Raw genomic sequence first — 24,519 nt, forward strand, 5'->3', positions numbered from 1 at the left:
CCGGCGAGCGCATGTACCGCACGGGCGATCTCGCGCGTTATCGTGCCGATGGCAACATCGAGTTCCTCGGCCGCAACGATCACCAGGTGAAGGTGCGCGGCTTCCGTATCGAACTCGGCGAGATCGAAGCGCAACTCGTGGATCATGCCGCCGTGCGTGAAGCGGTGGTCATCGCGCGGGCCCGAAGCGAAGCCTCGCAGGATCAGCAACTCATCGCTTATGTCACGCTGCTTGCCGATGTCGATGCCAGTGTCTTGCGCGAGCATCTCGCGGAGCGCCTGCCCGATTACATGGTGCCATCGGCGATCGTCATGCTCGATGCACTGCCGCTCACGCCTAACGGCAAGCTCGACCGTCACGCGCTGCCCGATCCGCACGCCGATGCCTTTGCGCTGCGTCCCTTCGAAGCGCCTTTGGGTGAGACCGAATCATCGCTCGCCGATCTGTGGGCCGAGTTGCTGGGCCTCGATCGCGTGGGCCGGCAGGATAACTTCTTCGCGCTCGGCGGCCATTCGCTGCTGGCCGTGACGCTCATCGAACGCATGCGCCGCATCGGCCTGCACGCCAACGTGCGCGATCTCTTCGCGACGCCCGTCCTCAGTACGCTCGCGGCATCGATCGAGCGCGGTGCGATTCCGGACGATATCGTCGTGCCGCCCAATGTCATCACGCGCGACACGACTGCGCTCACGCCTGCCATGCTGCCGCTCATCGCCTTGACGCAAGCGGATATCGATCACATCGTCGGGCAAGTGCCTGGTGGTCTCGCCAACGTGCAAGACATTTACGCGCTTGCACCGCTTCAGGAAGGCATTCTGTTCCATCACATGCTGACCACCGAGGGCGACCCGTATCTGCAAACCGCGCGTATCGCCTTCGATAGCCGCGCGCGTCTCGATGCCTGGCTCGATGCGCTGCAACGGATCATCGCACGGCACGACATCCTGCGCACCGCCTTCATTCACGATGGCATCAGCACGCCCGCGCAAGTCGTCTGTCGCGAAGCGCCTGTCACCATCGACGAGATCGAGCTCGATCCCGCGCACGGTCCGGCAGCCGATCAACTCGCGCGTCTGTTCGATGCGCGCTCTCAACGCCTGCCTTTGCATCAGGCGCCCCTGCTTCGGCTCACCATCGCGAAGGAGCACGATTCGCCGCGCTGGCTCGCGCTGCTCGTGTGGCATCACCTGATCGGCGACCACGTTACGCTCGAAGTAATTCAGAAGGAGATCAGCGCACTGCTCGAGGGTCGTGCGGATGCTCTCAATGTGGCGCAACCGTTTCGCGATCTGGTTGCGCAGGCTCGGCTCGGCGCCACTCAGCAGGAGCATGAAGCGTTCTTCCGCGACATGCTCGCCGATGTCAGCGAGCCCACGCTGCCCTTTGGCTTCACCGATGTACATCACGACGGCTCCGCTGTTGCCGAAGCTCGCGTGACGTTGCCCGCGGCGTTGAACACGCGTCTGCGCACGCAGGCGCGAGAACTCGGCGTCAGTCTCGCCAGTCTCTGTCATCTCGCATGGGCGCGTGTGCTCGACGCGGCAAGCGCCAGCGATGGCCGCATCGTCTTCGGCACCGTGCTGCTCGGACGCATGCAGGCAGGTGTCGATCAGGCGCTCGGGCTGCTCATCAACACCTTGCCGATTCGTCTCGATGTGAACGATGCCTCTGTTGTCGATAGCGTGCGTGACACGCACCGACGTCTGGCGGCCTTGCTGCAGCATCAGCATGCCCCGCTCGCGCTCGCTCAGCGATGCAGTGGCGTGGCCGCGCCCGCGCCGCTCTTTAGCGCGCTGCTGAACTATCGGCACAATCAGGCCGTCGCCGATGAACAGTACGCCTTCGAGGGCATCGAACTGCTCGGCGCCGAAGAGCGCACCAACTATCCGCTCATGCTCGCTGTCGAAGACAACGGCGAGAGCCTTGGTTTGACCGCGCAAACGCTCGCGCCGCTGTCGCCCGATCAGTTGTGCGGGTACATGGAGCAAGCGTTATCGAGTCTCGTGCAGGCGCTCGAGCAGGCACCGCAGACGCCCGTCGATCAACTCGATGTGCTGCCGCCCGACACGCGTCAGTTACTGGTCCAGACGTGGAACGATACCGCCGCGCCTTACCCTGTCGAGCTGTGCATTCATCAGTTGTTCGAGCAGCAGGTCGAGCGCACACCCGATGCGATCGCGCTCGTCTTCGACGATCAAACGCTCACGTACGCGCAACTCAATGCGCGTGCCAATCGGCTCGCGCGTCGTCTGCTCGCGCTCGGGGTCGAGCCGGAAGATCGCGTGGCGCTGTGCGTGGAGCGTGGCATCGGCATGGTGGTGTCATTGCTCGCGATACTCAAAGCGGGCGGCGCCTATGTGCCGCTCGATCCGGCCTATCCCGGCGAGCGCCTGACTCACATCCTCACCGACTCGACACCTCGGCTGCTAATCGCCGATGCCACCGGCCGCGAAGCGCTCGGTGATACGGGTACGTTGAGCGTGCTCGATCCGAACGCATCGCTCGATGAATCGGCAGGCAATCCGCAAACAAGGCTCGCGCCGCATCATCTCGCTTACGTGCTCTTCACTTCGGGCTCCACAGGCAAGCCCAAAGGCGTGATGGTCGAGCATCGCGAGATGCTGAACTTCCTGTGCTCGATGCGCGATATCACCTCGATGAGCGCCGCCGACAAACTGCTCGCCGTCACGACGATATCCTTCGATATCGCGGGGCTGGAGTTGTATTTGCCCTTGAGCACCGGCGCGTGCATCGTGCTCGCGTCCCGCAGCGACGCGGCCGATCCGCTCGCGTTGCAAGCGCTCATCGATGCGCACGCCATCAGCTTCATGCAGGCGACGCCGGCCACCTGGCGCATGCTGCTCGATACGCAGTGGAGCGGCAGCGCGAAGCTTACCGCGCTGTGCGGCGGCGAAGCGTTGTCCGCGAACCTCGCGGCGCGTCTGAACGAGAAGGTCAAGGCGCTGTGGAATCTCTACGGTCCGACTGAAACAACGGTCTGGTCGTCGTGCTATCGCACGGGCCCCGAAGCGCATAGGTCATCGACGATATCGGTCGGTCGGCCGATCGCCAACACGCGTCTGTACGTGCTCGATGCGCACTACCGGCTCGTGCCGCCCGGTGCCGTGGGCGAGTTGTATATCGGTGGCGCGGGTGTGGCGCGCGGTTATCTCAATCGTCCCGATCTCACCGCCGAACGCTTCCTCGACGATCCATTCATTGCCGATGCCCGCATCTATCGCACGGGCGATCTCGCGCGTTATCGCGCCGATGGCAATCTCGAGTTCCTCGGACGCAACGATCATCAGGTCAAGATTCGCGGCTTCCGCATCGAACTCGGCGAGATCGAAGCGCAGCTCGCCAGTCATCCGGCCGTGCGCGAAGCCGTCGTAATCGCACGGGCACGGCGTGAAGCGACACAAGACCAGCAACTCATCGCCTATGTCACGGGACTTGCCGATGTCGATACGAACGCGCTTCGCGAGCATGTGAGTGCGCGCTTGCCCGATTACATGGTGCCATCTGCGTTCGTGACGCTCGATGCGCTGCCGCTCACGCCCAACGGCAAGCTCGATCGCCGCGCATTGCCCGATCCGCAGTGGCAGGATCTTGGCGCTTATGTCGCGCCGCGCACCTCGCTCGAACACACGCTCGCGCAGTGCTTCGCCAGCGTCCTCGGCCTCGAGCGCGTGAGTGTCTTCGACAACTTCTTCGCGCTTGGGGGGCATTCGCTGCTGGCCACGCAACTCGTATCGCGCTTGCGTCAGGCGCTTTCCATCGAATTGCCCTTGCGAACGTTGTTCGATGCGCCGACCGTGGCTTCGCTCGCCGAAACGTTGCAGCAGGAAACGGGTCACGTCAGCGCAATCCCGACACTGCAAGCGCGCACGCGGCCGCGGCATTTACCGCTGTCTTTCGCGCAGGAACGATTGTGGTTCCTCGAACAGCTCAACCCCGGACAATCCACCTATAACATTCCGGTAGCCGTGCGCCTGAGCGGGTCGCTCGATGTTCGGTCGCTCGAAACTGCTTTGAATGCCCTCCTGGAGCGTCACGAAAGCCTGCGTACTTCTTTCGTGCAACAAGGTGGTCAGGCCGTTCAATGCATCGCGGCGCAATTGCAAATCGCACTGCCCCTCGTCGAACTCGACACGCTCGCCACCGATGCGCAAGCCGCCGAAGTCCGCCGGATCACGCAAGCCGAAGCCACGCGAGCGTTCGATCTTCAGCACGGGCCGCTTCTTCGCGCGCAACTGCTTCGCCTCGCGCAAGACGAGCATATGCTGCTCTTCACGATGCATCACATCATCTCCGATGGCTGGTCCATCGGCGTGCTCGTGCGGGAACTCGGCGCCTGCTATAAGGCCATGTTGCATGACGAACCGCTCGCTTTGCCGCGCCTGGTCGTGCAGTATGCCGACTTCACATTGTGGCAGCGGGATTGGCTCGCCGGTGCGGAACTCGATCGACAGACGCAATACTGGTGCACTCAGCTCGCCGAACTCGCACCGCTCGATCTGCCGACCGATCGTCCTCGCCCTGCACGAATCAGCGGACGTGGCGCGACGTTGCCCTTTTCGCTGAGTCCTGACTTGTCGGAGCGCGTGAACACGCTCGCGCATCGCGAAGGCGTAACGCCGTACATGGTGGTGCTCGCCGCGTTCCAGACGCTTCTTGCTCGCCTGTCCGGGCAATCGCAAGTGGCAGTCGGCTCGCCGATCGCCAATCGCACGCATGCGCAGATCGAACCGCTCATCGGGCTGTTCGTTAATACGCTCGTATTGCGTGCGGATCTCTCGGGCGAGCCCTGCTTGCGTGAATTGCTCGCGCAAGTGCGCGATACGACGCTCGCCGCTTACGCGCATCAGGACCTGCCCTTCGAAAAACTCGTCGAAGCGCTCGCGCCGGTGCGTGACATGAGCCGCACGCCGCTGTTTCAAGTGATGCTCGTCTTGCAGAACGCGCCGCTCGAGGCACTTGCTTTGCCGGGCCTCACGCTGGAACTCCTGCCTCCGGCCGAAGCCGGCGCCAAGTTCGACCTCACGCTGAACCTGACTCATACGCACGACCGCTTCACAGGCAGCATCAGCTACGCGACCGATCTTTTCGATAAGCACACTATCGTTCGTTTCGGTGAACGCTTCACGCGATTGCTCGATCAGGCGCTCGCGCGGCCGGATGCACCGCTGCATGCGCTCGAGCTCGTGTTGCCTGAAGAGCATGCGCTGTTCAATCAATGGAACGATACGGCGTGCGCCTACCCCGACCACCTCTGCATGCATCAGCTCTTCGAGCAACAGGTTCGACGCACGCCCGATGCGACGGCGCTCGTCTTCGAAGACGAATCCCTTACGTATGCGGAGCTGAATGCGCGTGCGAATCGGCTTGCGCATCGACTGATCGCGCTGCGCGTGCAGCCGGAAGATCGCGTCGCGTTATGCATGGAGCGGCGCATCGGCATGATCGTCTCGTTGATAGCAACGCTCAAGGCGGGCGGCGCATACGTGCCGCTCGATCCTGCCTATCCCGGTGAACGGCTGAATCACATTCTTGCCGATGCCGAGCCGCGACTGCTGATCGCCGATGCAGTCGGCCGTGATGCGTTGGGCGACACAGGCCCGCTAACGGTACTCGATCTTCATGCATCCGACGAGGAAGCGCTCTCGCCGGCCGATCCGCAGGCACCTGTCGCGCCGCATAACCTCGCGTATGTGATCTATACGTCGGGATCGACGGGCAAGCCGAAGGGCGTCGCCATCGAACATCGAAATGCCGTCAACTTCCTCAGCTGGGCGCTGAACGCCTTCACATCGAAAGAGCTTTCACACACGCTGTTTGCCACATCGGTCAACTTCGATCTTTCGGTCTATGAATGCTTCGCACCGTTGACCTGCGGGGCCACAGTGCATCTCGTCGACAACGTCCTGGCACTTTCTAGAAAGCCGCACGATGTGAGCCTCGTCAACACGGTGCCATCGGCGATCACTTCGCTACTCGATGCGGGCGCATCGCTGGCGTCTGTCAAGACGATCAACCTTGCCGGCGAGCCGCTCAAGCTCGCACTGATGAAACGCATCTTCGCCGAGACCGATATCGAACGATTGTGCAATCTGTATGGGCCGTCCGAGACGACCACTTACTCGACGTGGATCGAGATGCATAAGGGCGATCGCGTGACGGAGACCATCGGCAAGCCGATCGGCAACACGCGCGTCTATCTGCTCGATGCTCGATGCAAGCCGGTGCCGCTCGGCACGGTGGGCGAAGTGTATATCGGCGGCGCGGGCGTGGCGCGTGGTTATCTCAACCGGCCTGAACTCACCGCCGAACGCTTCCTCGACGATCCGTTCATGCCCGGCGAGCGCATGTACCGCACGGGCGATCTCGCGCGTTATCGTGCCGATGGCAACATCGAGTTCCTCGGCCGCAACGATCACCAGGTGAAGGTGCGCGGCTTCCGTATCGAACTCGGCGAGATCGAAGCGCAACTCGTGGATCATGCCGCCGTGCGTGAAGCGGTGGTCATCGCGCGGGCCCGAAGCGAAGCCTCGCAGGATCAGCAACTCATCGCTTATGTCACGCTGCTTGCCGATGTCGATGCCAGTGTCTTGCGCGAGCATCTCGCGGAGCGCCTGCCCGATTACATGGTGCCATCGGCGATCGTCATGCTCGATGCACTGCCGCTCACGCCTAACGGCAAGCTCGACCGTCACGCGCTGCCCGATCCGCACGCCGATGCCTTTGCGCTGCGTCCCTTCGAAGCGCCTTTGGGTGAGACCGAATCATCGCTCGCCGATCTGTGGGCCGAGTTGCTGGGCCTCGATCGCGTGGGCCGGCAGGATAACTTCTTCGCGCTCGGCGGCCATTCGCTGCTGGCCGTGACGCTCATCGAACGCATGCGCCGCATCGGCCTGCACGCCAACGTGCGCGATCTCTTCGCGACGCCCGTCCTCAGTACGCTCGCGGCATCGATCGAGCGCGGTGCGATTCCGGACGATATCGTCGTGCCGCCCAATGTCATCACGCGCGACACGACTGCGCTCACGCCTGCCATGCTGCCGCTCATCGCCTTGACGCAAGCGGATATCGATCACATCGTCGGGCAAGTGCCTGGTGGTCTCGCCAACGTGCAAGACATTTACGCGCTTGCACCGCTTCAGGAAGGCATTCTGTTCCATCACATGCTGACCACCGAGGGCGACCCGTATCTGCAAACCGCGCGTATCGCCTTCGATAGCCGCGCGCGTCTCGATGCCTGGCTCGATGCGCTGCAACGGATCATCGCACGGCACGACATCCTGCGCACCGCCTTCATTCACGATGGCATCAGCACGCCCGCGCAAGTCGTCTGTCGCGAAGCGCCTGTCACCATCGACGAGATCGAGCTCGATCCCGCGCACGGTCCGGCAGCCGATCAACTCGCGCGTCTGTTCGATGCGCGCTCTCAACGCCTGCCTTTGCATCAGGCGCCCCTGCTTCGGCTCACCATCGCGAAGGAGCACGATTCGCCGCGCTGGCTCGCGCTGCTCGTGTGGCATCACCTGATCGGCGACCACGTTACGCTCGAAGTAATTCAGAAGGAGATCAGCGCACTGCTCGAGGGTCGTGCGGATGCTCTCAATGTGGCGCAACCGTTTCGCGATCTGGTTGCGCAGGCTCGGCTCGGCGCCACTCAGCAGGAGCATGAAGCGTTCTTCCGCGACATGCTCGCCGATGTCAGCGAGCCCACGCTGCCCTTTGGCTTCACCGATGTACATCACGACGGCTCCGCTGTTGCCGAAGCTCGCGTGACGTTGCCCGCGGCGTTGAACACGCGTCTGCGCACGCAGGCGCGAGAACTCGGCGTCAGTCTCGCCAGTCTCTGTCATCTCGCATGGGCGCGTGTGCTCGACGCGGCAAGCGCCAGCGATGGCCGCATCGTCTTCGGCACCGTGCTGCTCGGACGCATGCAGGCAGGTGTCGATCAGGCGCTCGGGCTGCTCATCAACACCTTGCCGATTCGTCTCGATGTGAACGATGCCTCTGTTGTCGATAGCGTGCGTGACACGCACCGACGTCTGGCGGCCTTGCTGCAGCATCAGCATGCCCCGCTCGCGCTCGCTCAGCGATGCAGTGGCGTGGCCGCGCCCGCGCCGCTCTTTAGCGCGCTGCTGAACTATCGGCACAATCAGGCCGTCGCCGATGAACAGTACGCCTTCGAGGGCATCGAACTGCTCGGCGCCGAAGAGCGCACCAACTATCCGCTCATGCTCGCTGTCGAAGACAACGGCGAGAGCCTTGGTTTGACCGCGCAAACGCTCGCGCCGCTGTCGCCCGATCAGTTGTGCGGGTACATGGAGCAAGCGTTATCGAGTCTCGTGCAGGCGCTCGAGCAGGCACCGCAGACGCCCGTCGATCAACTCGATGTGCTGCCGCCCGACACGCGTCAGTTACTGGTCCAGACGTGGAACGATACCGCCGCGCCTTACCCTGTCGAGCTGTGCATTCATCAGTTGTTCGAGCAGCAGGTCGAGCGCACACCCGATGCGATCGCGCTCGTCTTCGACGATCAAACGCTCACGTACGCGCAACTCAATGCGCGTGCCAATCGGCTCGCGCGTCGTCTGCTCGCGCTCGGGGTCGAGCCGGAAGATCGCGTGGCGCTGTGCGTGGAGCGTGGCATCGGCATGGTGGTGTCATTGCTCGCGATACTCAAAGCGGGCGGCGCCTATGTGCCGCTCGATCCGGCCTATCCCGGCGAGCGCCTGACTCACATCCTCACCGACTCGACACCTCGGCTGCTAATCGCCGATGCCACCGGCCGCGAAGCGCTCGGTGATACGGGTACGTTGAGCGTGCTCGATCCGAACGCATCGCTCGATGAATCGGCAGGCAATCCGCAAACAAGGCTCGCGCCGCATCATCTCGCTTACGTGCTCTTCACTTCGGGCTCCACAGGCAAGCCCAAAGGCGTGATGGTCGAGCATCGCGAGATGCTGAACTTCCTGTGCTCGATGCGCGATATCACCTCGATGAGCGCCGCCGACAAACTGCTCGCCGTCACGACGATATCCTTCGATATCGCGGGGCTGGAGTTGTATTTGCCCTTGAGCACCGGCGCGTGCATCGTGCTCGCGTCCCGCAGCGACGCGGCCGATCCGCTCGCGTTGCAAGCGCTCATCGATGCGCACGCCATCAGCTTCATGCAGGCGACGCCGGCCACCTGGCGCATGCTGCTCGATACGCAGTGGAGCGGCAGCGCGAAGCTTACCGCGCTGTGCGGCGGCGAAGCGTTGTCCGCGAACCTCGCGGCGCGTCTGAACGAGAAGGTCAAGGCGCTGTGGAATCTCTACGGTCCGACTGAAACAACGGTCTGGTCGTCGTGCTATCGCACGGGCCCCGAAGCGCATAGGTCATCGACGATATCGGTCGGTCGGCCGATCGCCAACACGCGTCTGTACGTGCTCGATGCGCACTACCGGCTCGTGCCGCCCGGTGCCGTGGGCGAGTTGTATATCGGTGGCGCGGGTGTGGCGCGCGGTTATCTCAATCGTCCCGATCTCACCGCCGAACGCTTCCTCGACGATCCATTCATTGCCGATGCCCGCATCTATCGCACGGGCGATCTCGCGCGTTATCGCGCCGATGGCAATCTCGAGTTCCTCGGACGCAACGATCATCAGGTCAAGATTCGCGGCTTCCGCATCGAACTCGGCGAGATCGAAGCGCAGCTCGCCAGTCATCCGGCCGTGCGCGAAGCCGTCGTAATCGCACGGGCACGGCGTGAAGCGACACAAGACCAGCAACTCATCGCCTATGTCACGGGACTTGCCGATGTCGATACGAACGCGCTTCGCGAGCATGTGAGTGCGCGCTTGCCCGATTACATGGTGCCATCTGCGTTCGTGACGCTCGATGCGCTGCCGCTCACGCCCAACGGCAAGCTCGATCGCCGCGCATTGCCCGATCCGCAGTGGCAGGATCTTGGCGCTTATGTCGCGCCGCGCACCTCGCTCGAACACACGCTCGCGCAGTGCTTCGCCAGCGTGCTCGGCCTCGAGCGCGTGAGTGTCTTCGACAACTTCTTCGCGCTTGGGGGGCATTCATTGCTGGCCGTTCAGTTGATGGCATCGATTCACGCGAAGCTCGGCCAGGACATTTCGATTCGCGTTCTCTTCAATGCGCCATCGGTGGCGGAACTGGCAAATCAACTGAACGCCGCACCTTCAAACAACGAATTCGATCCGATTCTGCCGATCCGCACACCGGGCGATGGCGCACCGCTCTTCTGCATTCATCCGGTCGGCGGATTGGCGTGGAGTTATGCGGGTCTCGCGAAGATCATCGATGGCGACCGGCCGATCTATGCGGTCCAGACGCCGGCGTTAAAGCACCCCGGTTACGGTCCCGCTAGCATCGCCGAGATGGCGGCCGACTACATCGCGCGCATCCGCACGATCCAGCCTCACGGTCCGTATCACCTCCTCGGCTGGTCATTTGGCGGACTGCTTGCGTACGAAATGGCGACGCAACTGCAAAGCCTCGGCGAGAAGGTCGGCGAACTCGTATTGCTGGATTCGCGTCTGCCTGACGGACTCGCTGCACCCGAAGTCGATGAATGCGCGCTGTTCGCAGCCACGTTCCCGAGCATGTCGCCCGATCTGATGCTCACGCTTCAGGCGATGCGATCGACCAACGAGCGCGTGGTCGCGCTGCGTGAGCATCGGCTGATACCCGCGTATATCACGGACGACCACATTACGACGCTGATAGGTACAACGCAGCGGAACATGCAGTTGCAATCGATGTTCACGCCCAAGTCGTTCCATGGCGATATCGTCTATTTCACGGCGACGCGCTCCGAAGCGCCCGGACAACCCCGACGTATCGCGCAATGGCGAGACTGCGTGAATGGTTCGATAGCGAATTACGACATCGATTGCATGCATACCGAGATGTGCCTGCCATCGTCGCTCGCGATGATCGGACAGAACCTTGCATCGATGAATGTGATCGGCGCGTCGGCGAAGTAGAGAACCAGCATCGCCACCGCTCAAGAGGCCGTGGCGATGCTATCGAACGAAGGCATGGAAGGAGTCAAACGAGTGCGCCGAGCCCGCCAATATGACGATCGCTCAACCTTCGCGCCGCTGCTTGCGATCGCTGTGCTTGCGCACGTTGCTGGCGAGTTCAGAAATGATTTCGGTGGCCGCGCCGATGATCTGATTGAAGTCGAATCCCGCGCGCGTCATCTCTCGATAGAACGATCGTGCAAGCATCTTGGAGAGCTGGCTCGGGTTCTGGACGGATTGCGCGACGATGTCGCCGATCGTCTGATCCGACGATCGCCTGATCGTTGCCTGGGCGAACGGCGAGGCGACGAGCTTCTCCAGCCGGTCCGCCTCGACGGATCGCGTGACGAACGTACCGAGAATCTGGAGCAGCTTCAGATCATGTTCATCGAATTGCCGTCCGAGCCGCGGTCCCGATACTTGCACGACGCCTATCGTCTTTCCATTCAGCGCGAGGACGGCGAACATCTTGTCGTGCGCGTCCGAGTATTCGACGATGGCCGTCTTCTCGCCAATATGGACTTCGCCGAATGCCTCGGTGTGCGCGGAGCACAACTCGGCGACGCGATCATCGACGGGTATCGAAACGACGCATCGCTTCACGTGCATTGCCTCGGCGACCATCGCTGCGAGGGCTTCCGGCGAGACGTCGACCCTCTCGGTGTCTGCAAACTCGACGAGCTGAGAATCCTGCTCTTCATAGGCATGTTCGGCGCTTTTCATGAGGACTCCACCGGTAGGTTGCGATGTGCGTCAGGTTATGCGTCGAAAGTTAGTTCGCCCTTAGCCCATGACCACGATTCGAAACGACCCGCGCCCTCATCGCCCGCTAACTTTCGAAAGACACACTAAGCCTGGTTCCAGATAGGTGCTCAAGATGAAACGTCCCTTATTCATGCAGCGGCGCAGTATCAAGGTTCGCGACGGCCGTTTTGATATCTCCGTTGAAGAGTCCGGAAGTATCGGCACGCCCTGCGTCTTGCTGCACGGCCGCGGCGAGTGCAGCGGCGTATGGCGAACGTTGACCGACGTAGCGTCGGCCGAACATCGCTTCGTGTCGATCGATTTAAGGGGCCACGGCGATTCGAGCTGGGACCCGGAGCGCGCTTACGATTCACCAACCCTTGCTGGCGACGTGTTACAGGTTCTGCTTGCAATGAACATAAGAAAGCCCGTTCTTATCGGTCATTCGCTCGGCGGCAGTGTCGCGTTGCAATTGGATGCCCTGCTCGGGCACCATGTTTCCGGACTGGTCATGGTGGACTTTGGACCGGAATCCGACGCATCGGGTTCACAACGCGTTCGTGCCGACATACGCGAGACGCCGGCTACGTTCGACACGATCGACGGATACGTATCGTGGTTGCTCGACCGGCGTCCGCTGGCGAACGGCCGTGCACTTCGCAATCTCGCCCTGCATGCGTTGCGCCGAACGCCGGCCGGCATGTTCGAGCCGAAGCTAGACCGGCGCGTCGCTGATGAGTCGCCGCAAAACATGGAGCCGCGCGCGGAACAGCTGTGGCAGATGATGGCGTCCGTGCGCTGCCCGACGCTCGTCGTGAGAGGCGTCGGGTCAGCGGTGCTCAAACCGCAGGATGCACAGCGCATGGCGCATCACGCGCTGCGCGAAGGACAGCTCGCCACGATATCCCGCGCCGGCCATGCGGTGATGACCGATAACCCCGATGAATTCAATCGCACGATCGAGGCATTCCTTGCTTCCCTGCCGCATGCCGCAAGCGGAGGTCAGTGATGTTCTCCATCATTCCCGCGCAGCTTCGCCGACAGTCCATGCCGCGACTGGTCATCGCAGTCATCGCCGGGTTCGCCGGGGCGCTGTGCAGTGCGGAGATCGCGCGTCTAATCAGCAAAGTCGCCGCCGGTCAGATCGAAACGCGCGGACTGGTGATCGTTTTCTTCGCGGTGTGCGCGGCGCAACTGCTGTTCAGAACGAGTTCGCAGATCATCGTGCTGGATTTCGGTCAGCAGGTGATATGCAGTCTTCGAATCGAGCTATGCCGCAAGATTCTGCGCACGCCCTACAAGAAGCTGCAAACGCTTGGCAAGCCGCGCCTGCTCGCCATTCTTACCACAGACATCAACACGTTCGCGCAAGCTTCGCAAATGCTGCCGCTCGCGTTCGGCAACGTGGTGCTCATCGCCGTATGCCTCGTGTATATGGCGTGGCTTTCGTGGCAGGCGTTCGCGTGCTTTTTCGTCTTTCTCGTCGTCGGAGGGGCGATTTATCATGTTATCGAGCGCTGGCCCTTGCGCGAAATGCAAGCGGTGAGAGATCAGCTCGATGTCATCTTCAGGCACTTTCGTTCCTTGCTGGAAGGCACGCGGGAATTGCAACTCAACGACGCGCGAGCCCGATACTTCACCGAGCACGTCGTTCATTCGACCGCACACGCATTCCGCCGATCGTTCACCCGCGCGATGCTCGTCTATTCGCTCGTCGCCAACGCGGGTGGCATGCTCTTCTATGTGGCGATCGGCCTGATTCTGCTCGTCGTGCCGCATTGGTTTCCACAATCGCACGGCGTGCTCGTGACGCTCACCCTCTTGCTTCTCTTCCTGATCCAGCCGGTCAGCGAAGTCATGACGACTTTGCCGATTCTTCGTCAGGCGTCGATTGCGCTGGGGCGCATCCGCATTCTCGATGCCGAGCTCACGCAGCAACCGGATGATGATGCTCATGTCACGCCAGACGATCCCTTCGGGGACGCAGCCGAAGGCGTGCCGCTGATCCGGTTCTCCGCCGTATCGCATCGATATCCGGGGCTGACGGAAGATCATCCGTTCACATTGGGGCCGATTGATCTATCGATTCGTCAGGGCGAAGTGGTCTACTTGATCGGCGGCAACGGCAGCGGCAAGACTACGCTCGCGATGCTGCTGCTCGGACTGTACGAACCCGAGCAAGGGCATGTGGAATTGAACGGCGTAAGAGTCGAGCGGGAGAACCTTGCGCATTATCGCGAGCGCTTCTCGGCCGTGTTCGCCGACTTTCATCTGTTCGATGAGGTGCTGTGTGAAGACCAGTCGCAGATTGCGAAGCAGGCGGCGCAGTATCTTCACAAGCTCGAACTCGATCACAAGGTCAGCATGAAGGGCAACCGGTTCAGCACGGTCAATCTCTCTTCCGGACAACGCAAGCGCATGGCGCTCATAGCGTCGTATCTGGAAGATCGCCCAATCTATCTGTTCGACGAATGGGCCGCCGATCAGGATCCCGTATTCAGGCGCGTGTTCTACACGCAGTTGATTCCCGAGCTCAAGCGCAAGGGGAAGACAGTCATCGTCATCTCTCACGACGATGCCTATTTCGAATGCGCCGATCGTCTCGTTCAGGTTGCGAACGGGCGCCTTACCGACGTATCCTCGGAAGCACTGAAAGAAGGCCTGTTCGCCGGACGCGGTGGCTCGGCAGTGGCGGAATGAGCTTGCCGTTCACTCGAACACCGCGTCTCCGCCCACGGCGTTGTGTCGCGACGCCTGCTGAATGCGGTGGCTACTAACGACACCGTGAGCCGCCCAGGCGGTGATGAGTTCACGGTACTGCTCGACGGCGTCGGTCACGCCAGCGAAGTCTGGAATAGCGGGATCGATGACGGGCTATGCCGACAAACTCGAACGCGCGAAACATGTCGGCGTGACGATTCTTTCCAAGCCGTTCAATATCGGCGACTTGCAGGCGCTGCTGCAGAGCGTGAAACTGTCGCGGCCGGCGGGTGCATAGCGTTGCGATCGTCCGTTATGGAATGCTGTGCTCGGAACCACATGGCTAAAGGAAGCGAATATGGACTTTGATGTAATGGTGCTCGGCGCGGGTATCGTCGGAACCTCGATAGCCGTTCACTTGCAGCGCCGTGGAGCGAAGGTCGCGCTGATCGACCGAAAGGCGCCCGGTAACGAGACATCGCTGGGCAATGCCGGCATCATCCAGCGAGAAGGCGTCTACCCGTATGCCTTTCCGCGCGACCTTGCCACGATCTCGCGATACGCGTCGAACCGCGCAACCGACGTCAGATACCATGCGGCCGCCATGCCGAAGCTGCTGCCGTTCCTGCTTCGCTACTGGCATCATTCCCGACCCGACCGTCACGCGAAGATCGCGCGTGCTTATTCGGCGCTGATCGGACATAGCGTTTCCGAACATCGGGAACTGATCGACGCAGCCGGTGCTGACGCGCTGCTGAGAACCGGAGGATGGATCAACGCTTTCCGGACAACCAAAGCGTTCGACATTGCCGTGAACGAGGCTTCGCGCTGGAAAGACGAATATGGCATTCCGTTCGATGCCCTTTCCTACGAGGCCCTGCATGACGCGGAGCCTTCGCTCGGCCGCGCACTCAAAGCGGCTCTCCGATACACATCCGCAGATTCGGTGAGCGATCCGTCGGGCCTCGTGCGGGCGTATGCGAAGCTGTTCGAGACGCTTGGCGGCACCGTATTGATCGGCGATGCATCGACGCTCGAAACCGGATGGCGGTTGACTACCGCATCAGGCGTCGTATCGGCGAAACAGGCCGTCGTCGCGCTGGGACCGTGGTCGACTGATGCGATTGCGAAGCTGGGCTATCGCTTTCCGCTCGAGGTCAAACGCGGCTATCACATGCACTACGCGGCGAAGCCCGGTGCAACGCTTAATCAACCTGTGCTCGATGCGGAAGTCGGCTATGTCATCACGCCCATGACACGCGGCATCCGCTTGACGACAGGCGTCGAGCTCGGCCTCAGGGATTCGCCGAAGACGCCCGTGCAACTGGCGGCGGTGGAGCCTTTCGCTCGCGAAACGTTTCCGCTCGGCGAGCGCCTCGATGCGCAACCCTGGCTCGGGCGCCGACCGTGCACGCCCGACATGATGCCCGTGATCGGCCCGGCGCCGCGCCATGCAAATCTGTGGTTCGCCTTCGGTCATGCGCATCATGGGCTCACGCTCGGCCCGGTCACCGGACGCATCATCGCCGAGATGATGACCGGCGAGACTCCGCTCGTGGACCCTCGCCCGTTTCGTGCGGACCGGTTCTGATCGAGCGATGCGCTAAGCGCGATTCGCCATCAGCAACAGCGTTTGCCCGTCCTGCAGCACAGCTCCGTGCTGGTTCAGCACGGTCAGCCTCAACGTCGCGATGCCGCGGTCGGTTCGTTTGGTGACGCGCTTCTCCACGACTTCGATACGCACCTGGATTCGATCGCCGATCATCAGCGGCGCGCGAAACGCCCAGTTCCAGCTCAACGTCGCGAGTGCGCTGAAGCGGACGTCGCTGCGCGTCTTGAGGCCGTCGGCCAGCGCGAGTCCCAGAAGTCCATGCGCGATGCGCCCGGGAAAGCCCGCCTCCTGCGCGGCGACATCGTCCATATGCAGGTCGTACAGATCGCCCGAGACGCCCGCGTAGTTGACGACGTGCGACTCCGTGACCGTCATCCCCGAGGTGACGTAGTGATCGCCGGGTTCGATGTCGTTGAGGTCGTATTTGCCCGCCGGAAGCAGACGTCCCGTGCGCGCGTCTTCGTTGATTGCCTGGCTCATGTCCTGTCTCTTGTCTCTGTTGTCTCTGTTGCGTCAGCAAACCGATTGCAGGCGCTGCGCGCATACGGCCAGCACTTCGTCCGGCGCGACCTTCCACCACCGGTCGCGCGAAAAGATTTCCACTTCCATCATGCCGGCGTAGCCCGCGTCTTCCATCTCGCGCCGAAAGCCCGCCAGATCGATGACGCCATCGCCCATCATGCCGCGATCCATCAGCATGTCCTTCGTGTCGGCGTGCCAGTCGCACACGTGATACGCGAGAATCCGCCGCGCGCGGCCCGCCGCCGCGATGGATGCCGACAGCAGCGGGTCCCACCAGCAGTGATACACGTCGATGGCGATGCCCAGCATCGACGGATCGTCCGGCGCGATGCGTTCGCACATCGCGAGCGCCTGCCCGATCGTGTTGACGACGGAACGGTCCGCCGCGTACATCGGATGCAAAGGCTCGATGGCAAGCGGCACCTTCAGCTTGCGCGCCTCTTCGAGCAGACGCGCGATGCTCTCGTCGACCCGAGCGCGCGCGCCCGCCAGATCGCGGCCGTTCGCATTCACGCCGCCCACGACGAGCACGAAACAGCGCGCGTCGAGCTCGGCGGCATCGTGCAGCGCCGCGATATTGCCGTCGATGCTCGCGCGCCGGTCCGCTGGCGTCGCGCCGGTCAGATACGCCGAACGGCAATAGCCGGTGACCGTGAGTTGCAGCGCGCGAAGCCGGCGCGCGACCGCTTGCGCGCCGATCGCCTCGACCTCGTGCCGCCACGGCGCGACGCCGCCGAAGCCCGCGCGCGCGATCCGCTCCAGCGTCACATCGAGCGATTCGCGATGCCCGAGCGTCGCGGTATTGATGGCGCATCGTTTCAGTGAATCCATCTCGCGCTCCCTTGCATCGTTCACAAGCCGAAGGTCTGCATGACGAGCCGCATCCGGTGCACCGCGAGTTCCGGATCGCGCAGAAGGTTGGCGGCATCGGCGAGACGGAACACGTCCGCGAGATAGAGCGGCGGACGCGCGCCGTGATGGCCGCCCGGCATGAAGAAGTGCGGCTGGAATCCGTTCAGGTACGCGAGAAAGACGACGCCCGTCTTGTAGTACTGCGTCGGCGCGCGGAAGATGTGCCGCGAGAGCGCGACCGTGGGTTCGAGCACGCGCTCGTATCGCCCGATATCGCCGCTGGCGAGCGCGGCGAGCGCCTTCGACGCGGCGGGCGCGATCGCATCGAAGATGCCGAGCAGCGCGTGCGAGAAGCCCGCTTCGTCGCCCTTGATGAGCGACGGATAGTTGAAGTCGTCGCCCGTGTACATCTTCACGCCTTCGGGCAGACGGCGGCGGAACGCGATCTCGCGCGCGTCGTCGAGCAGCGAAATCTTGATGCCGTCGATTTTGTGCGCGTTCTCCGCGATCACCGCGAGGCAGGCATCGGCGGCTTCGTCGAGATTGTCGCTGCCCCAGTAGCCTTTCAGCTCGGGATCGAACATGTCACCGAGCCAGTGCAGGATCACGGGCCGTTCGCACATCGCGAGCACTTCGCGGTAAACGCGCCGATAGTCGTCGCGATGCCGCGCGACGCGTGCGAGCGCGCGGCTCGCCATCAGGATCACGCGGCTGCCGGTGCGCTGGATGGCGTCGAGCTGCATCGCATAGGCGCGAATCACGTCATCGCACGATGTCACCGCGTGCGCGCTCAGATGGTCGGTGCCGCAGCCCGACGCGATGAGCGCCTGAGGCATGTCGCGCGTTTCGGCCATCGTGCGTTGCACGAGTTCGAGCGCGATTTCCCACGACAGACCCATGCCGCGCTGCGCGGTGTCCATCGCTTCGGCAATGCCGAGGCCCTGCCCGATCAGATAACGCCGGTACTCGATGGTGCGCGGCCAGTCGAGCGCGGCGGGCTGATTCAGTTCGCCGCTGCGATGCGGATCGGCGACGACGTGCGCCGCCGAATACGCGATGCGGTTGAACGTTGCGCCCGCCGGCGCACCGCTGATCGGATCGCCTGTGAGCGTGTAGGTGTCGAACTGGCCGGAAGCGGCCGGAAGAACGATTTGCATGATGGTGGTTGCGCGCTCAGGCGTGCTCGTCGGAGAAACATGAAAACGAGGCGGGCATTTCGATGCCGAAGAACGTCGCGAACGCCGCGAGTTGCCCTTCGATCATCGGCCGGCCGTTGGTCGCGCGGCAGCCGCACTGCCGCGCATGTTCGAGCAGCGGGGTTTCGGCGGGCGTCATGATGATGTCGACCACCTGAAGCGCCGGCGCAAACGCGCCGAACGCCGCGGGCATGCCGTCACCCGGCCGCATGCCGACCGGCGAGCAGTTGACGAGCAGATCGATGCCCGCGAGATTCGCCGGATCGATATCGACGCTCGCCGGGCAGTCCGGATAGAACCGGTTCAGCCGCGCCGCCAGTTGCTCGGGCAACTCGCGCTGCGGATCGGCAAGCGCGATGCTCGCCGCGCCCGCTTCCGCCAGCGCATGCGCCACCGCCGCGCCCGCGCCGCCCGCGCCGAGCTGCTTCACATGCTTGCCGCGCACCTCGAAACCGATGCGCTTTAAGCCCAGCACGAGGCCGGTGCCGTCGAACATGTCGCCGAACCAGCTTCCGTCGGGACGCTCACGCATGACGTTGATCGCGCCGACACGGCGGGCGGTGTCGGAGACTTCATCGACCATCGACATGGCGCGCACCTTGTGCGGCACCGTGACGACGAGCCCGTCGACGTTGCCGAGCGCCTGAAGCCCGGCCATGACCGGCTGGAACACGTTGACGGGGACATCGAACGGCAGGCAGACCGCATCGATGCCGCCCGCTTCGAACAGCGCGTTCATCAGTTGCGGCGTTTTCACCTGCGTCACCGGATTGCCGACAATGCCGAACAAGCGCGTCGCCCCGCCGATGCGATATCTGCGCGTGGCTGGCTGCGTCACCGCTGTCCCTCCGCCAAACCAGCGAGGCGCGCATGACGCGGCCACGGTTGCGTGTCCATCGCGGCATCGAGGCCTATCGGCTCGGGGCGGAACAGGCGTTCGTCCATCAGCTTGAGATCGGGCGAGATGACTGGCCTGAACGCCATGTGCGCGAGCACGTCGCGTTCGAGATCGATGCCCGGCGCGATCTCGATCAGTTCCAGCGCACCCTCGATGGCGCGAAACACCGCGCGCTCGGTGACGAAGAGCGTCGTCTGATTGCGTTCCTGCGCGTACGGCCCGCTGTACGACACCTGCTGGAGCTTCGACACGAACTTGCGGTGCGCGCCTTCCTTGAGAATCTGCAACTGCCCGCCTTCGCACGACACTTGCAGGCTGCCCGCCGTGAACGTGCCGCCGAATACCATCTTGCGCGCGTTCTGGCTGATGTTGATGAACCCGCCCACGCCGATCAGCTTGTTCGCGAAGCGGCTGATGTTCACGCTGCCCTGCGAATCGATTTCCACGGCCGAAAGAAACGCGATGTCGATGCCGCCGCCATCGTAGAAATCGAACTGTGACGGCATGTCCACGATGGCGCTGTAGTTGCGCGCCGCGCCCGCGTCGAGACCCGCGGCAGGCGCGCCGCCGATCAGCCCTTGCTCGTTGGTCAGAACGATGTGATGCAGCACGTCCTCTTCCGCCGCGACGAGCCCGATGCCCGTGCATACGCCCGAACCCACGTTGCACACCACGCCGACGCGCAGTTCCATCGCGAGACGCCGCGCGATGATCTTGCGTTCGTCGAGCGGCAGCCGCGGAAAACCGCCGAGCGGAATGCGCAGTTCGCCGCTGAACGCGGGATCGTAGGCGGTCTGGTAGGTCACCGGCTGATCCGGCTCGACGACCACCGCATCCACCAACATGCCGGGAATCTTCACCGTCTTGGCGGGCAGCGTACCGCGCCGCGCGAGCCGCTTGACCTGCACGATCACGAGGCCGCCGTTGCGCCGGGTCGCCTGCGCCATCGAAAGCATGTCGCCGAACACGGCTTCGCCTTCCATCGATACATTGCCATCTTCGTCGGCCGTCGTGCCGCGCAGGAACGCGACATCGACTTCGAAAGGCTTGTAGAACAGCCACTCGCGCCCTTCGATTTCGATCAGGCTCACGAGCTTGTCGTCGCTCGGCGCACCTTGCAGGCCGCCGCCGTTACGCGGATCGACGAAGGTATGCAGGCCGACGTGGCTGACGAGTCCCGGCCTACCCGCCGCCATTTCGCGCGTGAGTTGCGACAGCGCGCCCTGCGGCAACGTCCACGCTTCGAGTTCCTTGTTCAGCGCCATCTGCGCGAGCGGGGGCGAATCGACCAGCGTGCCGCACACGACGCGCTTGAGCAGCCCAGGATGCGCGAGCCGCGATGCGCCGCGCTCGCCGCGATCGCCGAGACCGACCGGATGCACGGACGTAATCCGGCGCGGCGCGCCCTGCGCGAGAAAGCGGCGCTCGAGCGCCTCGATGAGCGATTCGGGCACGGCATGTCCGCTTCCCGATCCTCCGATCATCAACGTGTCGCCGTCCTTCAGTAGGGATGCAGCCTGGTCGGCGGTCAAAATTTGCATGTTCTGTGCTCCGGTGTTTTCTGTGTCTGTCGATGCGTGCCTCTGCTACGCCGCCGAGCGCGATTCCGCAAATACCTGCTCGTCATCGCGGTGACGCGAAAGATGCTTGCCGAGCAGCGCGGCGATCAGCGTGAACAGGCAAAACGCGGCGAGGTACAGCATCACGTAGGTCGGCTTGCCGTCGGCATAGGCGACCAGCGCCGTGGCGATGAACGGCGTCGGCCCGCCGATGAACGCGCCCGAAAACTCGCGGCACATGGCGATGCCGGAGAAGCGGTACTGCGTCGGAAAGAGGTTGGAGAGGAACGCGCCCTGCGCGCCGCACGTGCAGCCCCAGCTGATGCCGTAGACCGCGCTCATCGCGATCGTGGCGAGCACGACGTCCTTCGAATCGATCGCATGAAAGAGCGGCCACACGAGCGCGAGCGCGATCATCGCGCCGGCGGCGAACACGTTGCCGCTGCCGTACTTGTCCGCGAGCATGCCGCCGACTGGCGCGCAGAAGAGCGAAAAGCCGAGCGCGATGATGAGCACGACCAGACTGTCCGCCTTCGCCATGCCGACGGTGTTCGTCATGTAGCTCAGCGCGAAGGTGTTGAGCACGTACGACAGCGCCTGATGGCCGCCCATCGCGAAGAAGCCGCACAGCAGTTCGCGCCGGCTCTTGCGAAACAGTTCGGCCACGGGCACTTTCGCGCCCTTGGCCTTTTCGCTCGCCTTCTCCATCGCCGCTACGTATTCGGGCGTCTCGTCGAGTTTCGAACGGATGTAGATGGCGACGCCGAACAGCGCGAGCGACAGCAGGAACGGCACGCGCCACACCCACGAGAAGAGGATGTCCTCGGGCACGTACGAAATCATCAGGAAGGTGGCGATGGCGATCATCACGCCGAAGTTGGTTGCGGCGTTCGGAATCGACGTGAAGAATGCGCGGCGGCTCGGCGGCGTGTATTCGGCGATCAGCGTGATCGCGCCCGCGAGTTCCGCGCCCGCGCCGAAGCCCTGCATCATGCGCAGGAGCACGAGCAGAATCGGCGCGAGGATGCCCGCCTGCTGCCAGGTCGGCAACAAACCGAGGCCGACGGTCGCCGCGCCCATGATCGTCACGCAGAAGACGAGCGCGGGCTTGCGGCCGTATTTATCGCCGATGTGGGAAATGACGATGCCGCCCAGCGGCCGGATGATGAAGCCCACGGCAAACGTCGCGAACGCGGCGAGCGTGCCCGCCAGCGACGACAAATGCGGAAAAAACAGCTTGTTGATGATGAGACCCGATGCCGCCGCGTAAAGCCCATAGTCGTACCATTCGATGATGGTTCCGAGCGTGGACGCGAATACGGCGCGCCGGATGTTCCTGCGGTCTGCCCGCGCGAGTGCTGGTTGCATGGCGCTGTCTCCTGCTTCTCTTGTCTGATCTCGTGTGCGATGCCGCGCGCCTGAAGGTCGCGGCATCCGTTGACGGTTTCGCTGCTGATCGTGTCGATCGTGTCGATCTCGTGAATCAGGTCCGGCCGCGATTGCCGAACGCGTTGGCGCCCTCCTCGTAATTGCCCGAGGCGAAGCAGAGCGAGGTCAGCTCGTTCTCGTAGCGGATGCCTTCGTCCACGCTCATCGAGAGCGCCGCGCGCACCGCCGCCTTCACCGACTGCGTGGCGATCGGGCTGAAACCGGCCATCTTGCGGCACAGCGCCATGGCGTGATCGACGACGGCCTCGTCGTCCACCACCATCTCGACCAGGCCGATGCTGCGCGCCTCGTCCGCATCGATGGTGTCGCCGGTCAACAGAAGGCGCATCGCCTGTCCGTAGCCGACCAGACGCGGCAGCATCTGCGAGGCGCCGCCGCCGCCCACCCATCCGCGCAGCACTTCGGGCGCGCCGAACTTCGCGCTCCGGCCGGCCACGCGGATATCGGCGCCGAGCATCATTTCCAGTCCGCCTCCGAGCACCCAGCCCTTCAATGCGGCGACGACGGGCTTGCTGAAATCGCGCACGACCATCGCGTAATCGGTGCGCGCGCGGAACTCCCACGCGGTCCGGTACGTCTTGAGCGAATGCAAGTCGCTGCCCGCGCTGAACGCGCGCTCGCCTTCGCCGCGCAGCAGCACCACGTGAACCGTCTCGTCGCGCTCGATGTCCTGCCGGATGCCGACGAGCGCCTGCGTCATCTCGGGTGTGATCGCGTTCATCTTTTCCGGCCGGTTGATGACGATCTCCGCCACCGCGCCGTGCTTGCGCATCAGTATCTGTTCCTGCATCGCGCCTCCTTTTTGCCGACTGCCGGAGCAGTCATGTCCCTTTGCGTTTTCCCTTATACTTACTTACTAGTAAGTAGCTTGAGCGGACATTAACATCTATCCCGAACGTCGCGCAACGGGAATTTCGAGGACGGAGAAATGGAGGCTACACAGTGGATGCGAAGACGCTCGAAGCACACGGAGGAACGCGGCCGGCCGATAGGGGTCGTGTAAAATCAGCCGTTGCTTCGCCCCGTATGAGGCTTAGTCACCACACCGATCCTCACCGAGGGAAAACCTTGAGTCAGACCGAGAAGACCGCAAGAACCGACAAGACGGCTCCAGCTACCCGGCAGCGGTCGTCCATGTACGACAGCATCAAGGACGTGGCCAAACGGCTTCTGATCGCGCACGGTTATCACAAGACGACGTTCGGCGTGATCGCGAAGGAGCTCGGCATCACGACGACCAACATCCACTATCACTTCGGCAACAAGAACAGTCTCGTCGAGGAGGTGGTGAAGGATTACGTGGCAGGCGCAACGGAAGGTCAGAAGAATATCTGGCTCGACGAAACCATGTCCTTGCAGGAAAAGGTGCAGGCGGAAATCGCCTTCAACCGCAATCTCTTTCGCAAGTACAACCCCAACGGCAAGACGCGCAAGCCGTGGAGCCTGATCGGCCGGCTGCGCCTCGAAAGCGACGTCCTCACCGACGAAGCGCGCGCCGCGCTCGCGGGCTTCACTACCGAAATCCACGGCGCGGTGGAGTTCGCGGTAGCGCATGCGAGCCGCAGCGGCGAGCTTAAGCGCGACACGCCCAAGGAAGACCTGATCTTCCTGCTCACGCATCTGATCGACAGCCTGTCGGTGTTCGCACAGGACGCGGGCGGCTTCGAGCGTGTCGAGCAGTTCATGAACTCGTTCTCGCGCGTCGTCCTCGCGAAATACACGAAGTAATGTTCGGGCATAGCAAGCATCTGCAGTACACAGTCCGCGTCGCCGCTCCCAATCCGGGTCTGGCGAATCTGCGGCTCGAGCAATTCGGCGGTCCGCAGGAGTTGCATAACAACCGCGTATGATCGGAAGGTTGACACGACTCTCGACTTTCTTGTCATCGGATTAATCGAGTTCACTCACAGTATCGAACAAGGATGAACCTGATTGA

At 63.0% G+C, this 24,519-nt stretch carries 13 protein-coding genes and 2 pseudogenes; 7 read left to right on the forward strand and 8 right to left on the reverse strand.

Annotated elements, in window-relative coordinates; translation table 11 throughout:
• Nucleotides 1-8: 8 nt before the first annotated feature.
• A pseudogene (locus tag NCR38_RS22935) lies at nt 9-11,012 on the forward strand (amino acid adenylation domain-containing protein); the annotation flags it as partial.
• A 102-nt stretch (nt 11,013-11,114) separates the two neighbouring features.
• On the opposite strand, the gene NCR38_RS22940 reads toward NCR38_RS22935, so the two are convergent.
• The gene (locus tag NCR38_RS22940; protein ID WP_061117035.1) at nt 11,115-11,774 is read right to left on the reverse strand and encodes a hypothetical protein; all 660 of its coding nucleotides are present in this window, start codon (nt 11,772-11,774) and stop codon (nt 11,115-11,117) included.
• Nucleotides 11,775-11,928: 154 nt separating this feature from the next.
• Between NCR38_RS22940 and NCR38_RS22945 the strand changes: the two genes are divergently transcribed.
• The 4 genes from NCR38_RS22945 to NCR38_RS22955 all read left to right on the forward strand — a co-directional run bounded on the left by NCR38_RS22945 (nt 11,929) and on the right by NCR38_RS22955 (nt 16,086).
• On the forward strand, nt 11,929-12,804 hold the full coding sequence (locus NCR38_RS22945) for an alpha/beta fold hydrolase (RefSeq protein WP_250477714.1): 876 nt from the start codon (nt 11,929-11,931) through the stop codon (nt 12,802-12,804).
• Entirely contained in the window at nt 12,804-14,495 is a 1,692-nt protein-coding gene (locus tag NCR38_RS22950) for a cyclic peptide export ABC transporter (protein WP_250477670.1), read from the forward strand. The genes NCR38_RS22945 and NCR38_RS22950 overlap by 1 nt, the downstream gene beginning before the upstream one ends.
• Before the next feature lie 166 nt (nt 14,496-14,661).
• A complete protein-coding gene (locus NCR38_RS34195) occupies nt 14,662-14,793 on the forward strand; it encodes a hypothetical protein (RefSeq protein ID WP_284502358.1) in 132 nt (43 codons plus the stop codon).
• A gap of 60 nt (nt 14,794-14,853) precedes the next feature.
• The gene (locus tag NCR38_RS22955; protein ID WP_061117037.1) at nt 14,854-16,086 is read left to right on the forward strand and encodes an FAD-binding oxidoreductase; all 1,233 of its coding nucleotides are present in this window, start codon (nt 14,854-14,856) and stop codon (nt 16,084-16,086) included.
• 12 nt (nt 16,087-16,098) lie between these two features.
• Here the strand turns inward: NCR38_RS22955 and NCR38_RS22960 are convergent, their stop codons facing one another.
• The 7 genes from NCR38_RS22960 to NCR38_RS22990 all read right to left on the reverse strand — a co-directional run bounded on the left by NCR38_RS22960 (nt 16,099) and on the right by NCR38_RS22990 (nt 23,373).
• Entirely contained in the window at nt 16,099-16,587 is a 489-nt protein-coding gene (locus NCR38_RS22960) for a MaoC/PaaZ C-terminal domain-containing protein (protein ID WP_061117038.1), read from the reverse strand.
• 33 nt (nt 16,588-16,620) lie between these two features.
• Entirely contained in the window at nt 16,621-17,460 is an 840-nt protein-coding gene (locus NCR38_RS22965) for a sugar phosphate isomerase/epimerase (protein WP_061117039.1), read from the reverse strand.
• A gap of 20 nt (nt 17,461-17,480) precedes the next feature.
• Nucleotides 17,481-18,638 (reverse strand): dihydrodipicolinate synthase family protein, encoded by a 1,158-nt coding sequence (locus tag NCR38_RS22970; protein ID WP_061117040.1) that lies wholly within the window; start codon nt 18,636-18,638, stop codon nt 17,481-17,483.
• A 16-nt stretch (nt 18,639-18,654) separates the two neighbouring features.
• Complete coding sequence (locus NCR38_RS22975) at nt 18,655-19,515, reverse strand: shikimate dehydrogenase (protein WP_061117041.1); 861 nt, start codon at nt 19,513-19,515, stop codon at nt 18,655-18,657.
• Complete coding sequence (locus tag NCR38_RS22980; protein WP_061117042.1) at nt 19,512-21,116, reverse strand: acyl CoA:acetate/3-ketoacid CoA transferase; 1,605 nt, start codon at nt 21,114-21,116, stop codon at nt 19,512-19,514. Before NCR38_RS22980 ends, NCR38_RS22975 begins: the two co-directional genes overlap by 4 nt.
• A 45-nt stretch (nt 21,117-21,161) precedes the next feature.
• Entirely contained in the window at nt 21,162-22,502 is a 1,341-nt protein-coding gene (locus NCR38_RS22985; protein WP_061117043.1) for an MFS transporter, read from the reverse strand.
• A gap of 115 nt (nt 22,503-22,617) precedes the next feature.
• Nucleotides 22,618-23,373, reverse strand: a complete 756-nt coding sequence (locus tag NCR38_RS22990; protein WP_061117044.1) for an enoyl-CoA hydratase/isomerase family protein — start codon at nt 23,371-23,373, stop codon at nt 22,618-22,620.
• 344 nt (nt 23,374-23,717) lie between these two features.
• Here NCR38_RS22990 and NCR38_RS22995 point away from each other — a divergent pair, with 344 nt between their 5' ends.
• Together NCR38_RS22995 and NCR38_RS23000 are read left to right on the forward strand one after the other, a co-directional pair.
• Nucleotides 23,718-24,311 (forward strand): TetR/AcrR family transcriptional regulator, encoded by a 594-nt coding sequence (locus NCR38_RS22995; RefSeq protein ID WP_061117045.1) that lies wholly within the window; start codon nt 23,718-23,720, stop codon nt 24,309-24,311.
• Nucleotides 24,311-24,409 (forward strand): annotated as a pseudogene (locus tag NCR38_RS23000) (manganese catalase family protein); the annotation flags it as partial. The gene NCR38_RS22995 and the pseudogene NCR38_RS23000, both read left to right, overlap by 1 nt.
• Nucleotides 24,410-24,519: the final 110 nt, after the last annotated feature.

It is taken from the genome of Caballeronia sp. INML1 (assembly GCF_023631085.1).
In the GTDB taxonomy this organism is placed as follows: Bacteria; Pseudomonadota; Gammaproteobacteria; order Burkholderiales; family Burkholderiaceae; genus Caballeronia; species Caballeronia turbans.